This is a genomic window from Halobacillus sp. A1 (genome assembly GCF_024189295.1).
Taxonomy (GTDB): Bacteria; Bacillota; Bacilli; order Bacillales; family Halobacillaceae; genus Halobacillus_A.
On the sequence record NZ_JAIZEN010000025.1, the window covers coordinates 1 to 19,121 of the forward strand.

The window sequence follows — 19,121 nt, forward strand, 5'->3', positions numbered from 1 at the left end:
GTGTACATTTTTGGCATTGTTTTCTGGGGGAGGCCCCGGGGCCTCCCCCAGAAAACAATCATTACTATGGCCTCAAAGTGTATTATCTTATCTAGCAAGAACTGTCTCATTTAGTCTAGCAGTCACACCGTCTCGCAAATAAAAAACCTTACGGGGAAATTCCCTGTAAGGTTTCTATTATTTTATGAGGGTGAAAATGTCATAGATTCGACGATCTCATGAAGGGTCATCGTTTGGATCTCGTCTTTTACCCTGATAAGACTAGGGTTTTTGCTGTCTTCCACCCATGCTTTAAGGGTGTTCGCATGGATGATGGCATCTGTCTTATGGAAGATACCGATGGAGGACTCTCCCGGCACGCATGAGGTTTTGTGGTTTTTTAGCATTTTTCACACTCTAAATGTTTACAGCCATGGAATTGACCCAGGTCTGCCATCTTTTTGATCCACCTCTGCCAAAATATTGATCCACTTAAGACTGTATTTGGCATTTAATCCATGTATGAAATGGCAGTATATTTTTTGTTGATGAAGTTTGTTAAAGTAAAGCCCCATTTAACGGAAGACTCGATTTAAGGTTATCTCTCGATTAGAATGTTTAAGTACTTGATTTCCATACTCCTCCAGAACCCGTTGTAAAACCACATTTTGTATAAAAGTTAGTTTTATTTGTCTCATATGTAACTGATACAATGCCTATGCCAAAACGCTCAGACTCTCTCAATAATTCTTTTACCAAGTCAACTCCAATTCCTTGTCCTTGATACTCTGGATGAACTATTATATCCTCCATATAACCATGTTCTAAACCCATTCCACAAACATATCCAAAAGCAATTAGTTTATTATTTTTATCTCTTACTCCACCCCAAAAATTACAACGCTCGAACAAAGCAGGGTAATCTTCTTCTCTTCTACCCCAGCCAACAAGTTCTCTTAATTCTGGAACTTCATTATTAGATATTGGAATGTTAATAACTACTTTATAGCAGATTTCATTTCCTCCTCACTGAACCAAGCAAAGATTCATTGTTTAAGATCTGCCCCAATAACTTGAAGACTCGAAATCAAGATAATTAAGCAGGATAACGCTTAAATTCCAGATGGACTGATTGAAAAATGATATCAGGCTCATAAACTACGGCATACCCTTCAATTCGTTTACATAACTTAATGGGACGACTTAAATTCAATTGAAAGGGAGACCATCATTTTGATTAGAGAATTGAAGTTTTTAGTTAATCGTAGAATTCTCTTTGTGTTATTTGCTGTTATTTTTCTTTACTTGAGTGTCACTTTGTTCAGAGCGCCTAATTTCACATTATTTAAACCGGTTGACTTTTTCACTCTCCATCTTGCAGGTCTTTTGCCGGCATTATTTCCATTACTTATTGCGGGTGTATACCTGATTCCTTCTGTGAAAAAGCAAATCCTTAATAATGGGTTGCCTATTAAAAAGCGTCTATTATTAAATTCATATTTTTTCTTTTTACTTTCATTTTCATTCGTTTTCTTGCCTTTTCTTTTTGCATTTTATATTGAGCCTCTCTTAGGTTTTGTAGATTATACTGTTATGAAAAGCTTTGATACTTCTGACAGTCACACTTTTAGTCAATTAATGGATTATGGAGCAATTACTTATGGAGTCGTATATTCTAGTTGGGTTGCGATTAATACTGTTGTTTATGCTTCGCTGTCGCTACTATTATTAATGAAAATTAATAAGGCTTTAGCTTTCTCCCTACCTTTTCTTATTTATTGGGGAGCACACATCATTACAGCCAACCTATCATTAGCAGTTTTCTCACCGGCTTATAGTATTTTTCCATTTGGTATTACACAGCAGCCTATATGGACTGCATTCATTCCTTTTGTGGGTTTGATCATCCTATTAATTACTATTTTCCTTATCCCAATCTCGAAAAATAGCTCAATAGCTAAAATTCAATAAAACCTGCAGGCGTTTCCTCTGGGAAAACGTCTTTCTTTATGTCCTTTTATAGAAATATTATGTTCTATTATTTTCTAAGAAGCATTATGAAAGAAACGCCCCCTATACAGGAAGACTTGAAATCAAGATAAATAATAAAATAGATTACTTTCTACCGAGCTTTACAGATACATTTACACACTCTCTAAACTCATCAGAAGTGGAAAAATCCAATAATGATTCTTTGACATCCTTTTCAAACTCCTCAACTTTATTGCCCAAAAACCGTCTTGCCCCATAGGAAGTGGAGTATAAGTTTCCTAGAATTGACTCAATCGTCCAATGAATCTCATATGAAGGTAAAGTATGTATTTCTACATTAAATTTTGAATTTGATATGATTTCTTCGTGACTAGTTGTTGGATGGGTATAGGTAGATTGCCCCGCTCTTCGTTCTTTCCCATACCACTTTTCTCTAAGTTCGTTTAGCCTTAGTTGCCAGGGTTCTAACGTTCTATTTTGATCAAAGTTATCAATAATAGCCACTCCGCCTCCTTCTGGAATCATGTCGTATAACTCGTCTAAAACCATAGGCCTGTTCATCCAATGAAAAGCTTTTGCTATTATCACCATATTAAATTGGTCATTATGTGTTTTTTTATATTGTTCCAGTGTTCCATGAAACCACTGAATTTTTCCCAATCTCATCACTTGATGAAGACGTTTGGCTTCTTTAATCATTTCTGGCTCTGTATCTATACCTACTATTTTATTACACCAATCCGAAAACCTGATTGTTAGTAGTCCTGGACCACAACCTAGATCAAGTAGGCTCTGATCTCCATTTAGCGAAAATTTCTCCACTAGAAACCTAATAAGAGATGATGGATACATTGGTCTGTATCTTGAATAAAAACCTGCTGAACCCTTAAACAAATCTGTTCCATACTTCTCCAAATATATTCCCCCTTTGTTATCTTTTCTTTATGTCCCTTTTAATTGAATTAGAAAGAAAAAATTTATAAACCCATTGCTACAATTTTATTTATCCAATGATTGTTTTCGTTTATTTCTAGCCTACTACAAAGAGAGCTATGGACATTTTTAAACTCCCGTACGATATTTTTCATAACATTCATGATTTCTATTGAATTCCTTCCACAATCCCAGCTTCTAAGAAGGAATAGCTGCCAACTTTCTAAATAGCCTCTATCACCTTCATATTTAGCCCAATCCCCAAAATTGTTTGGTTGAATCCCAGCGTTCATGTACCAACCAATAACTATAGAAATTCTTAGACTATCTATACATTTAAGTGTGTAGTAATACTCTTTTCTCATTAACCGCCTATATGCCTCATGTAAATTCGCGAAGAATTTAGTTCTCCAAGCTTCAAATTCATCAAGCGAGGGTTCATAAGTAATTTCCAGTGATTGTTTTTGAACTGTCGAGATGATCGAGTTATGATCTTTAACAATCTTTATATTTTTCAACCACACAGTAGGCTGAATATCCTTTGGCTTATAATAAAAAGTGTCCACCTTTATGAAGCTATCATAGTGGACTACCGTATAAATGGATAAAGGGTGATCATCTTCAATAAAAAGAATATTTCCCCACATTTGAGGGCGAGTTTTTTTGTTAGAAATGTAATTCCCTATTTCTTCTGGTTTCACCACTATTCTTAGATCAATATCTGAATATAAATCCGTATTGCGGGATCCTATAGAACCCCCATAAAAAAGGGCTAAGACATTATCATCATTAAGTAAATCTTTCTCGATAAAACCTATTAAATTCTTTCGAAATTTAGGTAATTTTTTATCCCTTTCCTCATGTTTACTTACAAATCCCACACATTAAAATCAACTCCCTTTTTACTCTTGTAAGTAATATTCAATAAAATGTCCTGTTATCCCTTCTTCACCAGGCGTACTAAAACTAGAAAGAGCTATATCCTATTTATCTGGTCTTCAGCTCTCGCCCCATTATCTGGAAGACTCAGTATCGAGATAATCCTCTTTTAAAAGTCCAAAAACATCAACATCTACATATTCATCCCATCTTAGAATATCTTGTTTTAATGTCCCTTCATATTGTAGCCCTACTTTTGCATTACTTTTCCAGAAGCTTTATTCTTACTCATTACTGGAGCCCATATTCGATTAAGCTTTTGCTCCTTAAACCCAAAATCAATAACTATTTTAGAAGCCTCTGTTGCATAACCTTTATTCCAATAATCTTTACCAATCCAATAAGCTAGCTCTCCCTTGTTATGTAACTCATCCACTCTAAGAGTCATTGTACCTATGAGTTTATCTTCGCCTTTAAGAATAACTGCAAATGGGAAAGCTTCTCTGTTTTCAATCAGTTTAGGATGGCTTGAAATCCAATTTTCAGCAGTTTCTAAAGTATATGGATGAGGCAAAAAAGTAGTCTCTGCCAGATCTTTATCCCCAGCTAATACTTGAGCTCGTGGAGCATCCTTTTTTTCATAAGGACTAAATAATAAACGTTTTGTTTCTAGGATCGGTAACATTCTATAAACACCTCTTTATTAGTTGTCAGTAATGAAAATAGTAAGCAATCGCACCCTTATGCGGAAGTCTTGGAATTGAGATAATCCTATGAAATTTACACATTTTTTATTTCTAAAACTAAATTACTATTTATACGATTCTAAAATTTCTAAGCCCTTTTCTTTAAACAGGCTTGAAACTACAAGCGATTTCACAATAGAGATAATGTTATTCCTATTAAAAATCGGGTTGATTTTTAATGCTTTTTGTTCCAAAGCAAAGTTATTGCCGTCATATTTTTGAATAAGTTTTGTTAGTTCTTTCAAATCTTTTTTGGATAAATCATATGTAACTACTGTTTCGTGTATAGTGGGCTCTTGCATTTTATCGTCATTTAGTAAAGCTACAAGTGTAAGCAGACTACGATTGTGAAACTTTAACTTCTCTATTTCAGCTAATAATTCTTTATACTCGTTATTTTCCATTCTACTCTTTTCCTTTCTTATAATATGAATGCATACCCTAGAAACTTGGAACTACCGCTCGTTTTAAATTTTACCGAGAAGGTAATAAGAACTTAAGTCAGGAGGTTTAAATATGAAGAGTCGACTTGTCTGGGCATTCGCAGCTACAATTTTATATCCCATAGTATGGATTTTATTATCTTTACTATTAAAAGGTGAACCTCCAAATGGGAATGCCATAACTGGTTCAGCAATTGGAGGCTTCTTGAGTGGCTTCCTATTTGCTCCAAGCATCCAAACCAGAAGAAGCAAAGAATGTTAGAATTTTACTAACATTCTTCTGTTTCAGAATTGCCCCATATAACGGAAGACTTGATTTCGAGACATTGTAGTGTATCACTTCACAAAGCTACATCGATTTTAACATATACACTTGAAACTTTACTTACTCACATTTCATTTCACATCATATGGAGTGCCTCCTAGAAACAGAAGTTACTCTATACACACGAATAATTGAACTTATTTTAATTCTTTTCCGCAAAACTCGAAAATATTTAAACCCTCAGACGCTTCAGGTGCTTCAAAAAATTTAGTAACATGATTAAACACCTCTTCCGTGTCAAAAGCTGTTCTTTCGGGTTGTTCGTTACGCCTTTGTGCAATTTGACGTAAGCATTGCTCGTTATTTATATTAAGAAAAATTAGTTGATGGCTTGCATTGACCTCTGATGCCATATCCAAAAACCACTTTCGCAGTTTTTGAGTATTAGCTGGAAAATCCATTACTACATCTGTACCGACACTTAATATGTTTTGGACATGCTTTTTCACCAAAGGCTTGAGTTGCGCTGAATATTTTTTATAGTCCTCAAATGATGTAATTTGATTGGGATAAAGAGATGAAAGCCATTCGTCCTCAGACAATAGTACCGCATGTTTATCTATCGCCAATTGTTTTGATTTAGTTGATTTCCCTGCTCCCATTTTTCCACAGAAAAAGTATAGCGTCCCCATTTTCTTCATATTTTTAGCCCCCACACTTAATTTATTTTAATATAAAGATGCTCGAAATTTTCGCTAACCTGCTTCGTTAAAAAACAAACTAAACCTTACATACATATAAATTTATGTTTTTCGATACTAGTATTATATTTTAACGCAGATAACAATCACCAAATATTTCAGGAATTTTAAAAAAATATATATAAGTGCAACTTTTCCTTTTAAAAAATCGTCCTCTTTATGTAATGAGAACGCTATTAAGGAGTTCTTACATTGGCCAATTTGAAACCCTTTCAGTATATAGAAAGCATTTACGAAGATCATTATTACGATTTAAGACGATATTTAGCAAGGATGTCCGGTAGCCAGCAAGAGGCAGATGATGTTATTCAGGAGCTTTTCACGAAAATAATTACCAAACCCAGCATTATCGCTGATGTTCATTCAATTAAAGGATGGTTAAAAGTAGCAGCAAGAAACACCCTTATGGATCGATACAAAAAGAAGAGGCCTAGTTTATTAAAAGAAGAAGATATTATAGAAGATTTGTTAATCAATAATTATTCACCTGAAGAACAAATCATAGTAAATACCCAGCTAGATTCTGTACTGGATACTCTGTCTAAGACGGATAAATCTATCATACTTGCTAAAGAATATTATGGTTACGATTATAAAGAAATAAGTGAAATGTTGAATATTAATATTTCTACAGTCAAATCACGTGTTTTTAGAGTTAAGAAAAGGTTGATAAAAGCGAGGGATGATTTAGATGAATGAGTATGAAATGAAAATTCATAAACTTTGTCAGGAATTAATTCCAGTTTTTGATGAATTAGATGAAGAAACAAAAGGAATAATCCACGAGCATGTCCAGTATTGTCCTGTGTGTGACAACATGCTTGATAAGAGAAGTTTTTTAAATGAATCAATTGAAAACGCAGAAGTCAATGAAGGTAAGGACTTCGAAATCAAGCCTTTAAAGAAGTTAATCCATATAAATAGAGGCATACGGCTTTTGATGATCTTAGTAAGGGTATTGGTACTTTTTGTTATATCTTTTAACACTTTACGTTTTAACGATTCTTGGGACGCGTTAGCCCTACAGACATTTCAGTCTGGAGCCTTCTTATTTTATTTGCCAGCATCCATTTTTCTACTAGTTTTCACATGGATGTTCTTAAATAAGAAATGGCTCATTTATTCATTGGTAGTGGACTTAGTAATTTTACTAACCATTTGGCAACTTCAGCTATTTTATTAGTTTTAAGGAGGAGATCGAATGTATTCAATAATGGCAGGTGGAATATTTTTAGGTATGATGGTTTTTAGTTTCTTCTTTATTATTTCAAAGTTTCGAAAGCAGTATTACTTGGCCCCACTGCTGACATTTATAACAGCTTTAACCATCATTTTGTATAGTCTTTTCTTTGTAAGAGGATTTGAAGCAATGGGTTATATATTTCTAGCTGGGGGGATTTTTCTAATTAGTGTATTGGGCACGATAGCACTACCTTTATTGACTAAATCGTCTAAAATCACAAAGGTCTCAATTGGGGATAAAATCGGCCTTTTCGTACTACCGGTGGTCTTTTTTACCACCATATTCTTTGTAACTTTAAATGATAGTGGTGATGATTATTGGATTAATGAAGAAGGACATATGAGCGTCCAAGAGGACACGAAAAATCACTATCGAGTTTCAACTATTTCAGAAGGAAACAAAGAAATTTTTATAAGACTTGGTGAAGAGTATATTGGTAAGAAAATTGAAGTAGAGGAAATCAACCAAAACGAAAGCACAGAAGTTGTTTTAAATATGGTTGAGGACGAAAATGAATCCCGAAAATCTCCATTTATTTTTATAGGGCTCAATGAAATCAATGAACCTTTAACCGTGCGTACGACAGAAGGAGAAGAATTTCAGTCCACACTTGAGATGGCTAATGAATAAAGAGGTATTGTCAAAATAGCTCTTTAGCAAATTAAGATTACTATTTATTTTTAATTCTTCTTTAATTTGTATTTTTAATGTTTCAATCTTAGGATTTTTCCCTTGTGTCAATGCTGATAAGAATTTAATCTGAAGATAAAATAAGCGAGAAGATTCGTTCTGAATAATTCTCATAGTAATCCTCTTTGACTGAAATATTTAGTAAAGTGTAATTGACCTTAACGAAAGTGTCCAACCAAATGGAGCATATCCATTATCTCTTCTAACATAGCAAGGGACTGACCCCAAAGTTTAAAAACTAAACTACCAGCAATAAAAGTAGCCCCAGCATAGCAAAAGCGACTGCAAGTATTGAACAATAGCCCCCCGTTAATTGAATAAGAATCTTAGTTTTCATTTAGATCAATTCTAATTTGTTCTTTCCATTTATTTATTGAATTTATTGCGTTTACTTCTCCACACTTAAATATATCTTCAACAGTCATTGACCATTTTCTATAAATACGTATCCTATCCTCATTCGGAGTTGGATTAGTTATTTTGCCTACGTTTTTTACATATTCTCGATTCTTTATAAGAATATATTTCGTACCCCATTCACCATCGTATGCTTCAATGAACAAGTTAACCAGTTGCTTATATCCATCTTTGGTATAGTTAGATGGATGTTGAATCATGTAGCACGAAACCAACCAAAAATGTAAAGCGTATAGTTTTGGATCGTTATGTTCCCAAACCAATGGAAATTGGAACATTTCATAACATGAATACCCTTCTACTTGATTTGCTCCACACTCAATACATTTCCCATTTTCCATTACTGTATCGTTGTTAACCACTCTTAAAGTCCTCCATATAAAACCTTTATTAGTTTAGATTACTTTCTGACGTTACGTAAGTGTCAATATCTAATTAAATTAACCTGCCCCAAACATGAAGAAGAGGGCAATTTTTCTGTTTCAGGTTTGCCCTCATTATTGCAATAACAAAAGATCTTTTTTCATTGACACTACTTTAATATTTATGCCATTTGGTTTATGTACAACTTCCTCATCGGAAACATCGTAACCTATTGATCTGTATAACTTTAGATTCTTTGTCGCACTCATACGGACTTTACATCGAATCGACGAGAAACCTTCTTTATTTGCATAATCTTCTATAAACTTTAACAAATTTTTGGCGATTCCTTTTCCTTGCTTATTAGGGATTACTGACAAACGGTAAAAGTATATGCTTTGGTTATTAATTAAAAAACGCACCATACCAACTGGAACGTTTTCTTCATACGCTATCACCCCTTCTTCCTCTTTCACTAATGCATTAGAGACAGATTGTACTGTTTCTTCTAAAGCACTGGACGGAGGCACTTGATTTTTATATTCCATAAATGCCTTAATCATTAAATCGTGAATCACGGCAGCATCTGTGACACTTGCAAATTTAATAATCACATACTCACTCCTTTGTTCAAACAACTTTCTACTTAATGAATTATTATACGTATAATCTATTTTTCATACAATAAAATTCCAATTATCTCGAAACTGAGTCTTCAACTAACCTGCCCTTTAGCGAAAGACTCGAATTCAAGATAGTTTGTTAAAAAACATGTTATTTAGCAAATTCCACAGAGTATTTGTTGGTAAACCTAGACGCACACCGCATCGTCACCCGGTGCGTAAACACGTGAGCCCAACGTGCGCACCCACGGCATGTTACACGGCATACGCATGTCATGCTGAACCCCACGCACAGGAAACTCACACCGTATGTTACACTCTATCCTCATGTTTATCCCATGTCGCACGGCGTACGTATGCGATGTGAAACGGCGTGTGAGGGTTCTTTATTGATGAGAGGTTCTCAAGATATGCCACACAGCGTGCGTATCTCATGCGACATATCATAAACGTAAACGTCGCTCGCATGCGGTGCGGTATGGTGTGCGTATGGGATGTGCCTGATGTACGGCACGGTATGCTCCTACCATCAAACCCTTTATCGGATACGTATTTCATATGGAACAGCGTACGCATGGCGTTTCACACGCGATGTCACACGAAATGAAAACCCTTCTTTTTTTTTTTGATGAACCAGACGAACCCGCTTCTCGTTAAGGACCAGACGACTCTCTCCTGACTCAATAACTCAATCGTAAAGACCGGAGCGTAAGACCACACCGTTTTTCGGGCAGCAGAGCCTTTATCTTATCGGAATACCGGAGCGTGAAACCGTTGTGCTGACAGCGTTTTAAGGGCGAGCGCGTGCCTGCGTGGCGGGTCCCGCGCCCGTCGGTGGTTTTTCTTGATTCGCTCGCTGACGCTCGTATAACCGCTCCGGGCTTCCCCCCAAGCATTCACGTAAGATCCTTTCATCCAAGCAGCGCGGAGCCTTCCTCCGCTCGGTGGTTTTTCCTGACTTTTTTAGCTCATCCCTCTTGTCCCAATCGGTATGTACATAAAGAGATTTTTTGGCATACAACCGCCTCGCGTCGTCCGCGCTGTCGGACTCCAAGGACCCTTTCTTGAAGGTCTTTCTTGTCGATCCGCTGATCGCTTCTCGAACACCTTTTTGACAGCTTCCCCTACACCCTTTTCTGGTAGCTCCTCTGTTCTCTCTCCGATATGACTTGGCCTTTCTGGGGCGTCCTACGCTACGCCCCTACAAGACCAAATACCGGCGCGTCTGTCTGCCTGAATCTCGTCCCTCATGAAGTGATTTCGGGACGGAAAACGCGCCGGAATGTGCTGACGGACGCGTCATACGCCTCTCGCGCCAGATGGAGCTTGGCGGATTTTGCGATTCGCTTAACGGCGCGGTTTATCGAGGGTAGAATCCGTCACGGATTTTGGGTTGGTATCGCCCCGGTCTATCGCTACGCCCGTCGCGCCTGAGTTTGTACGGTACTCGCTCCGGTGGGCGGATTTTCGTAGCGTGTAGGGGAAAGAGCATAAGGGGGACGTATGACAAGCCTCGCTACGCTCATTTGTCAGTCAGCATAGCTGACCGTCCCCCTCACTGCGTCGACAATGCTTGCGCATTGTTCTCCTTGCCCCTTCGGGGTGCCCATTCGAAAGCTCCTGTTCGTCACTTTCTATTATTTCAAGGTCAAGTTCAAGACCTCTCCTTCTCTCCAGTAGCGATCCATCTGGAACGCTGCGTGCTTTTCGGTAGTGGGGCGTGTGCTTGAGCCGTGTATTCCCGGGCCAACGCTCGCACGTTGGTCGTACACACACGAAAAGAATATTGGTACGTACGCCGGTCCGAAAGGGATTTTCGGCGTATCCAAAAGCTTAAACACCGTACGGGAATGTACACCGTTTATAACCTACACACATATATAACGATTAAAAGCGGGTATATAATAAACGAAATTGACCAATAGTTACGGAGTATTCCAGAAAGATATAGTGACTATAAATGGTATAATTATAGCCACTAAGATGATCAATCCATTGCCAATGAACCCTATCTTTCTGTATATTCCTTTTTCAGAGAATATGGCGAACCCCAATCCTATTAAAGAAATAACCACTCCAGCAAATAGAAAAGTGTCATTGCCTGACAGCATCGTTATGTATGAAGCTAGGCTTACTAAAAATAACACAGTAGAAACTATTCCCAACTTCCTTCTCATATATTCTCCCTCCCCATTATGTGAATTATTTCAAAATATTGTATGAAACTCAATGTTTTTAGAATAATCAGGTGAAGGGTGTTGGGTAACAATCAGCATCGCGATACCCGGATTAGGGGATGCTAAATCAGTTATTCTGTATTGGGTTAGAACCCAATACGAAGTTTCTCTAAGAGGTAAAATCCAGTTGGATTTTACCTCTTTTTATATTTTTTTCCAATTAACCCTTATTCTTGATAACATAAAAGATAATAAGAAAGGGGTTGATACTATCATACAAATGACTACAACTACGAAAGTTTTAATTGGAATAAGCACCTTACTACTTATTCCTAAAATTTTATCATTTTTTGGTATAGATATTATACCGCTAGGGTACTTTCTCCTAACATTAGCCGCGACGAGTTTTTCTCTTGCTTTTGAGTTAAAAAGAAACAATGAAGAACACGACACTTTAAGGACATGGATGTCTATTGGGGCAACCGTGATGTTTTTGTTCGCTGGTCTTTTTGATTTAGGCATGTATTATAATCTCATCCTTTTTATCTATTAATACAGTTTGCGAAATAAACCGAACGGGTCATAGGTTGGATTCGAAATACCCCTTAAAGGACGCATAGCATTTAAGTGTTCGGGATCACGCCAGATGATGACAAAAAAAGAAACCTTGAAAGGCTACGCGTCAACCAAGGTTTCTAATATCTTTTTTCACATATTTAAAACAACACTTATATTCAACCAACCTCCACATTTTACAAGTATTATATCGCTTGCTATTACCAAAAAATAGAGACCGAAGCCTCTTTGATTGGAGATGTGTTATTTCGTACTAGTCTCGCATCTTCAACTGCTACGCCCGTATTGCCCCTTGTTCGAAGCGACCTCGGTAACGTTCACCATACAAGCGGCACGTGTTGGGGAAGCCTCTTTAGTAGAGGCGAGTTCTTTTGGTCTCGGTTCCGTTTCATATACCACTTTTGCAGAAGGGATTGTTGAAATTGGCCTATCCGACGTTGATTTTGCTTCTGCGGAAGGATGTGCAGCATCACTGCACCCGAAGTAGGTAATGACGACACAGCTATTTCATATTGGGTTACATCCAAATGCTTTTTTTTATATATTTTTCCAAACCACCTTATTCTTGATAACATAAAAGATGATAAGAAAGGGGTTGATTATATCTCACAATTAACTACAACTACGAAAGTTTTAATTGGAATAAGCATCTTACTGCTTATTCCTGAAATTTTATCATTTTTTGGTATAGATATTATACCGCCAGGGTGTTTTTTACTAGCATTAGCCGCGACACATTTTTCTCTTGCTTTTGAGTTTAAAAGAAACGATCACGAACACGCCACTTTAATGATATGGATGTGTATTGGGGCAACCGTGATGTTTTTGTTCGCTGGTCTCTTTGACTTAGGTATGCATTATAATCTTATCCTTTACATCTCTTAATATTTGCTGGATTTAAAGTAAGAGGTGAGGAAATCCTCTATCGAAGAACAGCCCACTAGAGTCTTTTCACTTTGTTCTCAAGACTCTTAACTATTTGTTGTTATTCCTTATTGGGCTCAGTAAGTTTTCTCTCTAATATGACCCCAATAACAACTACACCAAATGTCACAAAGTTTAATATAGCTACCCTTCCTAAAAAGCAATTTAATTTATATACCAACGAGTACAGATATCGTTTCAAAACAGGCAATTATCTCGATTTCAAGTCTTCCACTATCCCGTTAGCTAAAATGGATCGCTCATATTGAACAATTGCCCCATTTACATGAAGGCTTGGTTTCGAGATATTTAGGTTAAATCTAACTAAATAGCGCCTTCTGTAGAATACATGGGAGCCCGTGAACCCTGTTTAGCGATTAGTTAAAGCTAAATTTTTTAATTCCAGAGGGATACCGTAGAAACTTTTGATTTTAATTACAGTAACTACTATAGTTAGAAAAAGTAGGTTTTAACTCCATTTATTGTTTAAATAATAATTAAAATACTGGAGGTAAGGAAATGACTAAGAGTTCATGGAAAAGCTACACGTTTCTTATATTGAGTGTGCTGGTGTTCTTCACATGCATCGCATTTTTCATTTTTGGTTTTGCTGATGGTAGCCAATCGTTGTTAAATTTCATGTATTATTTACTTTTAATCTTGGGGATAGCTTCTATAATCATGGGGGTTTGGAGTTTTATATCTAAATTGGCATGGAAGAAATCAACGATTTCTGCATCTATCTTAACCATTTTGAATTTCTTTATATTCTCTTTCTTATTCTAAGAAATAGGCTCTGTTAAAGTTTAGTGTTGATATTACTAATAAAAAGAACTTCCAAGCTTATGGAAGTTCTTCTTATTTATATTGGGTTTATTCAACTAAAGCCCCATAAACTGTGGGACTTGATTTCGAGAATCGAAAAAAATGACTTATGGTCTATACCCCAAACTCATACTAAAGAAAAAAGCATACCCGAAAAGAATTGCCATCCCAACTACTAATAAAAGAAACATAAGAATTTTTCCTTTAAGGTCTTTTTCACTTTTATACCAAGATATACTTAGGATTAGAAATATAATTGCAGTCGGCACTAAATATAATAACAATCCTGTATCAGCCAAGTTCTAATTCTTCTCCCAATAAATATCTGGGATAGGAGATCCCTTATGATATTGAGCGTAAATTCTCTCTCTTAGTACGATAAAAATCATCGAAACTATAAGAAAGTATCCATAACCAATGTATTTAACTTTCTTAGAAAATACCTCTGAACGATTTAGCATTGCAATTACAACAATTAATAGTGGTATTAATACAATATAGTCATTCACTTATTATCCCAACTTTTCTCCTCCATTTTGAATCCGCCCCAGGACAGATGCGAACATACTCATTTCTTTTGTCAAACTATTTTTATCCATTTTCTTATCTTAATGAAATAAAAATACTCATCGTGCTCAGTTATTTTAAGTTTTCTTATTACTCATACGATACAAGTCCAATTTAGTTTCAAATCGCCTATTCTCGAATTCAAGTCTTCCACTAACCTATACTGGAAGACTCAGTCTCAAGTTATATTCCTTAAAATTGATTAAATATACAAATTTATATATTAGATGATGCTTTTGATTTGAGGTTTTGACCTCTGTAGAAAACTTATATTTCTTTTCCTAATGAATTTTTTCTATTTAACTGGAAAATATACCAGTGAGGTGATGAGATGGAATTCAATATTGAAGTTATCAAAGAATCCTATAGCTTTTTAAAGGTGGATTACCGATTCGACGAAGGAGAAAAATTTTTCGTATATGGATACCACCAAGATAAGGATGAATGGAATATTGATAGTGGAGACCTTTTAATCATACTAGATGAAAAGAAACAGCTAAAAAAGCTTGTTAGAGACTTCGCCGTGAAAGATAACCACGATTGGTTTTGTGAGAGGTGTCTTTCAAAAAAAGATATAGAACGTTTAACAGCAAAAAATAGATATTATGGATGGTTCGCTTGGAAGAGCTTACCTCCAGAATTAATAACAAAACTCCAAAACAAAATTCTTGTTAGATTGCCAGGCTTTTCTTGGAGGAATGTTAAAAAACTTTGTAATCCTTCCGTATGCTTTGTCTGTTTTAATGTTTGTACTAATTGTATGAGCGATGATGAATATGATGAAGAGTTTTCGGACGTAATCAACCTGCTTGATCTTTGGGAGCATGAACTTGCTACAGAAGCTATCCTGGAAGGTAATGAAAAAGTGCTTGAAAGCTATATTGCACACAAAATTGAAATAGTTGAAACTGGAATGAAGTTGATTGATACGCAAGTAACGGTGAAGGATGGTGTAATTGACATATTGGCTGAAGATAAAAATGGAACTACTTGTATCATTGAGTTAAAGGTTAGAACAAATGATAAAAATTTGATTTGGCAGTCAGCTTATTATCAATCAGAAATAGCGGAAGACGTAAGAGTAATTACCATTGCACCTTCCTATGATGAAGTAATTAGTAAAGCATTGCAAAATGTTAAAAACATTGAGATGAAGGTATTTAACCTAGATGAAAAAGGGCTACTACAGATTGAAGATTTTGAGTCAATTCCAACATTAAAACTATCCGATGATAGAACAAACTTATTGGATAATGGAGAACATGAAAAGGCTGTTTAACCTACCTTGCCTGAAGTGACCTAGTATAGGTTTGATGGACTACCTTTACTATTGAATCTTACTGATAACGGAGCATTACTTATGCTTTATAATTCAAATTTGAAATTTCATTAGTGGGAAGACCCTTTAGTAGAGGTCACAATGCTAATTTACAAACAAAATAGCCGGGCAAAAATGCCAGGCTTTTTTGTCTAAAGAGTATAAGATTTCCTATAATTAATGCTCAACTATTACATATGTTTACGTATGCATTCAATTCGCCTGCCAGCGATTCAATTATCTTATTTAAGATTTTCAGCTTTTATATTTATTCATGAACTTTATAACATCCTCACGATCCACGAGGACCTTTCCTTCTAGCTCTATAACTGGTAAGCCAAGCTTCTCTAATTTTTGCAAATAACAAAAAGAAATACCAATAAACTCACAACATTGCTTTTTGGTCATAAACCTTCCCACTCCACTATCCCTCTTAGCAGCTTCAAAAGCCTCTTTGCTAAGCTCAAAAAAGAATTCAAAATATTTACTCCTAAACTCATCTGATACTTGTAATGGTATGAATGCCTCCATAAGCATCTTCGCCTCCTCTATCAACTTTACTAGTAAATATCTTACTTACCTAATTGTATAACACTATCATACAGGAAACAATACTTTAGTAAGAAAAATATTTACTCAGTAAATTTAATGTGTGATAATGAGTAAGACAAAGGGGGGAAAACTTTTAATGGATGCTAAAGAGTTTGGTATCAAGCTTAAAGAGCTTCGGAAAGAGAAAAAAATAACTTTACTCGACATGAAAGCTCGCACAGGCTACTCTGATTCGTATTTATCTCAAATTGAGAACGGTTATAAAGGTTTACCTAAGCCTGCATTATTAAGAAAGCTTGCTATAGGGTTAGACATTTCACCCATTTATCTAATTAATTTAGCCGGTTACTCTGATTCTTATATAGATGTGGAGAATGGGCTTGTAAAATATGACGGTCATAATCCTATTAAAGATGAAAAATTTTCAAATGAAATGAGAAATATAGAGATTAACCTTCCATCTACGGAAGAAATAAAAACAGAAGACGGAGAGCAAACAATTCGAGAATTATCAGATGACGAATTAAGAAGAAGGTTATTTGATCTTAATGACCTTCTTAATATGAAAGTTGAATTGTACTATAAGAATGAATCGTTAACAGATGAAAAACGCAAAAAAGTTAGAACTATACTTGAATTAATTTTTGATTAAAGTACATCCCTTTCCTGAATATAGCCTGCCAGCGTTATTCGAAAGGAGACTATTATGACACCTATCAAAGATTACAAAAAGAAAGACGGTACCACCGCTTATATGTTTAATGTATATCTCGGCAAGGATCCGAGCACTGGAAAGAAAAAACGCACCACACGGCGGGGCTTCAAGACTAAAAAAGAAGCAAAGATGGCGCTATCTAGATTAATGGTGGAAGCTGACGAATTCGGGCTCCGCCAAAATGATCAGATGACCTTCCAGGAAGTTTTTGAGGAATGGTTTAAGCAGCACCGTAGAGAAGTAAAACCAACAACGGTGTATGCGTTGGAGAGTAAATTCAATCGCAGGATCCTTCCAGTCTTCGGTCCTTACAAAATGAAGGACATAAACCGATCGCATTGTCAAAAAGCTGTTAACGCTTGGTCCGAAGAACTTAAAACCTTTAATGATTATAAGATACAAGCAAACCAGGTCTTTCGATATGCCATGAAAATGGAGATTATTAAGCGCAATCCGATGGATTATGTCACATTGCCGAAACTAAAACATGAAATGGAATATAATACGGAACTGGAAGAGAAGAAATATTACTACACGCGAGAAGAGCTCAGGAGCTTCTTGGAGTCAATTCAAGAAGATGACATGGCTTATACCATGTTTCGGCTACTCGCTTTCACAGGAGCTCGCAAGGGCGAACTGTGTGCCCTTCATTGGTCGGATGTGGATTTTAATCATAAGAAAATCAGTTTAAAAAAGACACTGATTCACACCAGTGGCCAAAAGCAGCTTCAGACATCAAAGACAAAGGCCTCTAGGCGTATGGTTAACGTGGATGATAAAACCCTGGCGATTTTGAAAAAATGGCGCGCAAAGCAAAGACAGCGCTATTTGAAGTTAGAAATTTCCGTGCCTTTTCAGTCTGATGAGAAGCAACCTATCTTTACGGTCTATAATCACATAAGAAAAGACATGGATTATTGTAGACTGGCTTACTTGAATGAAAAGTTGGAGAGAGTTTATCAAAAGAACCCGGAGCTACCTCAAATAAACGTACACGCATTCAGGCATACACATGCTAGTTTATTGTTTGCAGCCGGTGCTTCAATTAAAGATGTACAAGCCCGCCTCGGCCATACCGATATTCAAACCACGATGGATATTTACACTCACGTGACCGATGAAGCGAAGGAGAAAACAGGCGAGATGTTCCAGAAGTACATGAACTTTTAGCCAGGGGTATTCAAGGGGTATTCAATTCTAAATTTGGACATAAAAAAACCCTCTCTACTCTATAAGAGCAAAGAGGGTAAACCCTTGGTATATAAGGTTTATTAACGCTTGGAGAACTGTGGAGCACGACGTGCACCTTTAAGACCGTATTTCTTACGCTCTTTCATACGTGCGTCACGCGTTAGAAGTCCTGCGCGCTTAAGTGGTGTACGGTATTCTGGGTCTGCTTGAAGCAGAGCACGAGCGATTCCGTGACGGATCGCACCAGCTTGACCAGTGAAACCTCCACCATCAACATTAACATACACATCATAGTTTCCTTCAGTCTCTGTAACAGCTAATGGCTGCTTCAGAATCATACGAAGAGTTTCGTATGGGAAAAAGTCTTCAGCGTCACGCTTATTTACTACTACACGACCAGTTCCTGGAACTAGACGTACACGAGCTGTTGACTTTTTACGACGTCCAGTACCGGAGTATTGTACTTGTGCCACTCGATTACCTCCCTTTTATTATCCGCGAAGTTCGTAAACTTCTGGTTGTTGTGCTTCATGCTTATGCTCAGATCCAGCGTATACATGAAGTTTCTTGCCCATTTTGCGTCCTAGGCTTCCTTTAGGCAGCATACCTTTAACAGCAAGTTCTAGCATTTGCTCAGGGTATTTTGTACGCATTTCGTTAGCTGTACGAGATTTCAAACCACCTGGGTGATTTGAGTGACGGTAATAAATCTTATCATTGATTTTGTTACCTGTTAGTTCGATTTCTCCTGCATTGATGATGATGACATGGTCACCTGTATCAACATGCGGAGTATACGTTGGTTTATTTTTACCGCGAAGGATCGCAGCAACTTCGCTTGCCAAACGGCCTAGTGTCTGCCCTGCAGCATCCACGACGAACCATTTGCGTTCCACGTTGTTTTCATTTGCCATGAAAGTTGTGCGCATATTGGTTTCCCTC

The 19,121-nt window shown here is 36.6% G+C and carries 22 protein-coding genes; 9 read left to right on the forward strand and 13 right to left on the reverse strand.

Annotation, left to right across the window (positions count from 1 at the left end):
• Nucleotides 1-182: 182 nt before the first annotated feature.
• Together LF817_RS17495 and LF817_RS17500 are read right to left on the reverse strand one after the other, a co-directional pair.
• On the reverse strand, nt 183-386 hold the full coding sequence (locus tag LF817_RS17495; RefSeq protein WP_253937106.1) for a hypothetical protein: 204 nt from the start codon (nt 384-386) through the stop codon (nt 183-185).
• A gap of 211 nt (nt 387-597) precedes the next feature.
• Complete coding sequence (locus LF817_RS17500) at nt 598-975, reverse strand: GNAT family N-acetyltransferase (RefSeq protein ID WP_371925095.1); 378 nt, start codon at nt 973-975, stop codon at nt 598-600.
• Nucleotides 976-1,212: 237 nt separating this feature from the next.
• Here LF817_RS17500 and LF817_RS17505 point away from each other — a divergent pair, with 237 nt between their 5' ends.
• Nucleotides 1,213-1,950: a hypothetical protein gene (locus tag LF817_RS17505; protein ID WP_253937107.1), complete on the forward strand. Its 738-nt coding sequence runs from the start codon at nt 1,213-1,215 to the stop codon at nt 1,948-1,950.
• Between the two features lie 144 nt (nt 1,951-2,094).
• Here the strand turns inward: LF817_RS17505 and LF817_RS17510 are convergent, their stop codons facing one another.
• From LF817_RS17510 to LF817_RS17525, 4 genes are all read right to left on the reverse strand, one after another.
• Nucleotides 2,095-2,886, reverse strand: coding sequence for a methyltransferase domain-containing protein (locus LF817_RS17510; protein WP_253937108.1), 792 nt, complete (start codon nt 2,884-2,886; stop codon nt 2,095-2,097).
• A 62-nt stretch (nt 2,887-2,948) separates the two neighbouring features.
• Nucleotides 2,949-3,785 (reverse strand): aminoglycoside 6-adenylyltransferase, encoded by an 837-nt coding sequence (locus tag LF817_RS17515; RefSeq protein WP_253937109.1) that lies wholly within the window; start codon nt 3,783-3,785, stop codon nt 2,949-2,951.
• A gap of 248 nt (nt 3,786-4,033) precedes the next feature.
• Nucleotides 4,034-4,468: a GNAT family N-acetyltransferase gene (locus tag LF817_RS17520; protein ID WP_253937110.1), complete on the reverse strand. Its 435-nt coding sequence runs from the start codon at nt 4,466-4,468 to the stop codon at nt 4,034-4,036.
• 126 nt (nt 4,469-4,594) lie between these two features.
• Complete coding sequence (locus tag LF817_RS17525; protein WP_253937111.1) at nt 4,595-4,933, reverse strand: hypothetical protein; 339 nt, start codon at nt 4,931-4,933, stop codon at nt 4,595-4,597.
• A 112-nt stretch (nt 4,934-5,045) separates the two neighbouring features.
• Here LF817_RS17525 and LF817_RS17530 point away from each other — a divergent pair, with 112 nt between their 5' ends.
• Nucleotides 5,046-5,234: a hypothetical protein gene (locus LF817_RS17530; RefSeq protein ID WP_253937112.1), complete on the forward strand. Its 189-nt coding sequence runs from the start codon at nt 5,046-5,048 to the stop codon at nt 5,232-5,234.
• Between the two features lie 200 nt (nt 5,235-5,434).
• Here the strand turns inward: LF817_RS17530 and LF817_RS17535 are convergent, their stop codons facing one another.
• The gene (locus tag LF817_RS17535; protein WP_253937113.1) at nt 5,435-5,938 is read right to left on the reverse strand and encodes a P-loop nucleotide/nucleoside kinase family protein; all 504 of its coding nucleotides are present in this window, start codon (nt 5,936-5,938) and stop codon (nt 5,435-5,437) included.
• A gap of 252 nt (nt 5,939-6,190) precedes the next feature.
• Here LF817_RS17535 and LF817_RS17540 point away from each other — a divergent pair, with 252 nt between their 5' ends.
• The 3 genes from LF817_RS17540 to LF817_RS17550 are packed head-to-tail and all read left to right on the forward strand — an operon-like array spanning nt 6,191 to nt 7,871.
• Nucleotides 6,191-6,697: an RNA polymerase sigma factor gene (locus tag LF817_RS17540; protein ID WP_253937114.1), complete on the forward strand. Its 507-nt coding sequence runs from the start codon at nt 6,191-6,193 to the stop codon at nt 6,695-6,697.
• A complete protein-coding gene (locus tag LF817_RS17545; RefSeq protein WP_253937115.1) occupies nt 6,690-7,181 on the forward strand; it encodes a hypothetical protein in 492 nt (163 codons plus the stop codon). The genes LF817_RS17540 and LF817_RS17545 overlap by 8 nt, the downstream gene beginning before the upstream one ends.
• Nucleotides 7,182-7,199: 18 nt before the next feature.
• A complete protein-coding gene (locus LF817_RS17550) occupies nt 7,200-7,871 on the forward strand; it encodes a YesK-like family protein (protein WP_253937116.1) in 672 nt (223 codons plus the stop codon).
• 386 nt (nt 7,872-8,257) lie between these two features.
• On the opposite strand, the gene LF817_RS17555 is transcribed toward LF817_RS17550, so the two are convergent.
• The 3 genes from LF817_RS17555 to LF817_RS17565 form a co-directional block, all read right to left on the reverse strand.
• Nucleotides 8,258-8,710 carry a DUF5946 family protein gene (locus LF817_RS17555; protein ID WP_253937117.1) on the reverse strand — a complete coding sequence of 151 codons (453 nt, stop codon included), beginning with the start codon at nt 8,708-8,710 and terminating at the stop codon, nt 8,258-8,260.
• Nucleotides 8,711-8,845: 135 nt separating this feature from the next.
• The gene (locus LF817_RS17560) at nt 8,846-9,319 is read right to left on the reverse strand and encodes a GNAT family N-acetyltransferase (protein WP_371925096.1); all 474 of its coding nucleotides are present in this window, start codon (nt 9,317-9,319) and stop codon (nt 8,846-8,848) included.
• 1,940 nt (nt 9,320-11,259) lie between these two features.
• Entirely contained in the window at nt 11,260-11,511 is a 252-nt protein-coding gene (locus tag LF817_RS17565; protein WP_253937119.1) for a hypothetical protein, read from the reverse strand.
• A gap of 187 nt (nt 11,512-11,698) precedes the next feature.
• On the opposite strand from LF817_RS17565, the gene LF817_RS17570 reads away from it, so the two are divergent.
• The gene (locus tag LF817_RS17570) at nt 11,699-12,064 is read left to right on the forward strand and encodes a hypothetical protein (protein WP_253937120.1); all 366 of its coding nucleotides are present in this window, start codon (nt 11,699-11,701) and stop codon (nt 12,062-12,064) included.
• A 2,670-nt stretch (nt 12,065-14,734) separates the two neighbouring features.
• Entirely contained in the window at nt 14,735-15,682 is a 948-nt protein-coding gene (locus LF817_RS17575) for an endonuclease NucS domain-containing protein (protein ID WP_253937121.1), read from the forward strand.
• Nucleotides 15,683-15,976: 294 nt separating this feature from the next.
• On the opposite strand, the gene LF817_RS17580 is transcribed toward LF817_RS17575, so the two are convergent.
• The gene (locus LF817_RS17580; RefSeq protein ID WP_253937122.1) at nt 15,977-16,252 is read right to left on the reverse strand and encodes a hypothetical protein; all 276 of its coding nucleotides are present in this window, start codon (nt 16,250-16,252) and stop codon (nt 15,977-15,979) included.
• 157 nt (nt 16,253-16,409) lie between these two features.
• On the opposite strand from LF817_RS17580, the gene LF817_RS17585 reads away from it, so the two are divergent.
• On the forward strand, nt 16,410-16,925 hold the full coding sequence (locus LF817_RS17585; RefSeq protein WP_253937123.1) for a helix-turn-helix domain-containing protein: 516 nt from the start codon (nt 16,410-16,412) through the stop codon (nt 16,923-16,925).
• Between the two features lie 54 nt (nt 16,926-16,979).
• On the forward strand, nt 16,980-18,158 hold the full coding sequence (locus LF817_RS17590) for a site-specific integrase (RefSeq protein WP_253937124.1): 1,179 nt from the start codon (nt 16,980-16,982) through the stop codon (nt 18,156-18,158).
• 101 nt (nt 18,159-18,259) lie between these two features.
• Here the strand turns inward: LF817_RS17590 and rpsI are convergent, their stop codons facing one another.
• Together rpsI and rplM are read right to left on the reverse strand one after the other, a co-directional pair.
• Complete coding sequence (gene rpsI, locus LF817_RS17595) at nt 18,260-18,652, reverse strand: 30S ribosomal protein S9 (RefSeq protein ID WP_163528039.1); 393 nt, start codon at nt 18,650-18,652, stop codon at nt 18,260-18,262.
• A gap of 18 nt (nt 18,653-18,670) precedes the next feature.
• Nucleotides 18,671-19,108 (reverse strand): 50S ribosomal protein L13, encoded by a 438-nt coding sequence (gene rplM / locus LF817_RS17600; RefSeq protein ID WP_253937125.1) that lies wholly within the window; start codon nt 19,106-19,108, stop codon nt 18,671-18,673.
• Nucleotides 19,109-19,121 lie beyond the last annotated feature (13 nt).